The following is a 2,964-nucleotide window of genomic DNA, read 5'->3' as shown; positions in this document are numbered from 1 at the left end:
GTCTGGTGATAGCCCACTTCACCTGCAGTGAGGTCATTGCCACGGACGTCTACGTACCCAGCCCCCATGGTGATCTCTCGCTGAAGGTACCGTTGCCGGGCAGGCTGCAGGAGCTTGACGAACTCCACGAGCATCGCGGTGGAGTCGTCCGGCGACCCCAGCAGCTGCGCGAGAAATTTGTCACCTATGCCCAAGTTACGGCTAAACCACAGGCCCACTCATCGGCTTACGATTGGCTGGCATTCCGCTTCAAGGGTGCCGCCTGGGGGGCCGACGCTGCCCACACCCTAGGCAAGCATGTGCGGAAAGCCATCATGTCCCTGTTGGATACGCAGACACCAGCAGCCGTGCATGGTCACGACGGAGAACAACTGCACGTAGCCTGGCTACCTCTGCCGTTTGTTGGCTCTCCCCATGCCGACGGCAAGATCCTCGGGATCGGGATAGCACTTCCTATCAGCCTAACCGGACAGGAACGAGACCACACGCTCATTGCGATGAAGAAACTTCTTCCCTGTTTGAAATTGCCCGATGGACAGGTGGCCGAGCTCGAACCCGTCATCGAGGGGACAGATACCATCCTCACGCTACGCACCCAGACCTGGGCTGGTATCAGCACCTGCTGGTCCACCGTGACACCCGTAATACTGGACCGTCCACCCAAGCGTTTTGAGTCCGGCCGGGTTGCTCAGGCGTTGGTGGAGTCGCTGGTCATTGCCGGCTTCCCTTGCCCAATTTCGGTGACACTCAACCAAACCAGTGACTTTAAAGGTGGGCCAGCAGTTCGCGAGATTCCCACCCCGATACCCCGCACGCATGCCCGGGTAGTCTTCGCCGAACCTGTCCAGGGGCCGGTCATTGCCGGTCGCTGGAAATACTTCGGTATAGGCTTGTTCCGACCTACACCCTCGGAACTCAAGTCATGAGCCCGCCCAGCTTCGAAGACTTCTACCGAGCAATTCACGGCCACCCCCCCTTCCCTTGGCAGGGTCGAGTTGCCAAGAGGCTGGCACGCCGCACTACCTTCGCCGTCAACGTTCCATCGGGGCTAGGCAAGTCGAGCCTGGTCGACGCAGCCGTGTGGGCAGCAGCCCATGGGGCATGGCGTCGTATCATCTTCGTCATCGACCGCCGCCTAGTGGTGGATGAGGTGTACGAAAACGCACAACGCATCAAGACATTTTTGCAGGAAACGCAGCTCCCCCAACTACTCGTACTTCAGAAGCGCCTCAAGGAAATACAGGTAGTACGCCTTCGCGGTGGTGTGTTTGGTGACGATGGCTGGGTGCTCTATCCGGAGCGCCTGAGCATCATCCTGACCACGGTTGACCAGTTGGGCTCACGTCTACTTTTTCGTGGTTATGGCGTCAGCCAAAAACGCTGGCCCATGCATGCTGGGTTCTTCTCCGACGACGCCCTGATTGTGGTCGACGAGGCACACCTCAGTATGCCCTTCCTACAGACACTCAACAGCCTGAAGGTAGCCGGCGCCAATCTCGCGATCATTCCGATGTCGGCGACGCTCAAGAGCGACTGGCCGACAGAGACGCTTGGTCTCGACGAGGAGGACTACGCTCTCGACATTGTCCGGCAGCGGCTCTCCGCGTCCAAGAGGATCCGTTTGCGGGAGGTCGGTATATCCGACAAGGAGTTCGCGAAAGAGGCACTGGTCGCCCTCGAGGCACTCCGCCAAGAAAACCAAACCCGCAAGGTTGCCGTGGTCGTCAACCGGGTCAGCATAGCCCGCACTCTGTTCGAATTGCTCCGTAAAAAGAAGATTGGCTGCACACTCTTGACCGGGCGCATTCGCCCCATCGAGCGCGACTGGCTGGTGGGGAACGTACTCCCACAGATCAAGGCGGGTCGAACTCGCAGCGACGATGACGAATTATTTGTGGTTGTCGCCACACAGACCATCGAAGTGGGTGCGGACTTTGACTTCGATGCGCTCATCAGCGAATGCGCGCCCCTTTCCGCCCTGCGCCAACGCTTTGGACGACTCGACCGCCTAGGTCTGCTCGGTAAAACCCGCGGTTGGGTACTTCGCCGTAACGGACAGAAAGCTGATCCAGTTTACGGTAAGGCTAGCGCAGATGCCTGGGAGTGGCTCAAAGCCAGAGCTGTCTTCGCTGAAGACGTCGTCGACTTCGGGCTGAATAACTTCGATAAACTGCTCGCAGAAGCACCAGCCCCAACCGAAGACAGTCCCTTGGCAGCAACCCTGTTACCCAGTCACATTCACGCCCTCAGCCAGACCGGCCCGTACGCGCCCAAAGTGGATCTGACAGGCTGGCTGCATGGCCCGAGCAACCAAATCCCCGATGTCATCCTGGTCTGGCGAGACGATCTGAACACCTTGCAGACGGGGGATTGGAAGGAGGACTGGAAACGAGCCGTCAGCCTGCTACCGCCAATACTCCGTGAGGGGCTGGCCCTACCCCTAAATGAAGCTCGCGCCTTCCTCAATGGCATGAGATCGGCTGGTACCCTGAGCGACCTCAACGGCCGTGATGCCAAAGAGAAAAACACTGCAAAGGAAACCAAGCAGGTGTTGCGCTGGCGAGGCCCTGAAGACTGCGAGGTGATTCCACCGAATCTCATCCAACCCGGCGATACACTGGTACTGCCCTCCAATTATGGCGGCTGCGACCAATGGGGATGGGCGCCGAAAGACGCCTCCGAGGTTCCCGACCTCGCGGATGACTGCCAACTGGAAAAGCTCCGGGCGAGAGAGTCCCAGCGTTTCACCCTGCGCCTCGTCGACGGCCACAGACTTGTAATTGGAACAGAAGAAACGGCCATCTGGGCGCAAGCCAGCTTCCTGCGCACTTTACTCGGACATCCGAACGAAAAAGATGCCCCGCACGAGGATATGCCTGGCGCCCGGAGTAAGGCCCTTTGTCTGCTGCTGAAGACGTTACCTGTTGAGCTAGAATATGTCCTGAAAAATGCCCAGATTGAATC

The 2,964-nt window shown here is 58.8% G+C and carries 2 protein-coding genes; both read left to right on the top strand.

Going from position 1 to position 2,964, the window contains the following annotated elements:
- Positions 1 to 926: type I-G CRISPR-associated protein Csb2 (csb2, locus tag AC1DVH_RS28880; RefSeq protein WP_477756652.1), on the top strand; the 926-nt coding region annotated here is incomplete at its 5' end.
- Positions 923 to 2,964: type I-G CRISPR-associated helicase/endonuclease Cas3g (gene cas3g / locus AC1DVH_RS28875; protein ID WP_477756651.1), on the top strand; the 2,042-nt coding region annotated here is incomplete at its 3' end. The genes csb2 and cas3g, both read left to right, overlap by 4 nt.

It is taken from the genome of Pseudomonas sp. P4_C3 (assembly GCF_056402075.1).
This window is presented reverse-complemented; position numbering and strand designations above follow the sequence as displayed.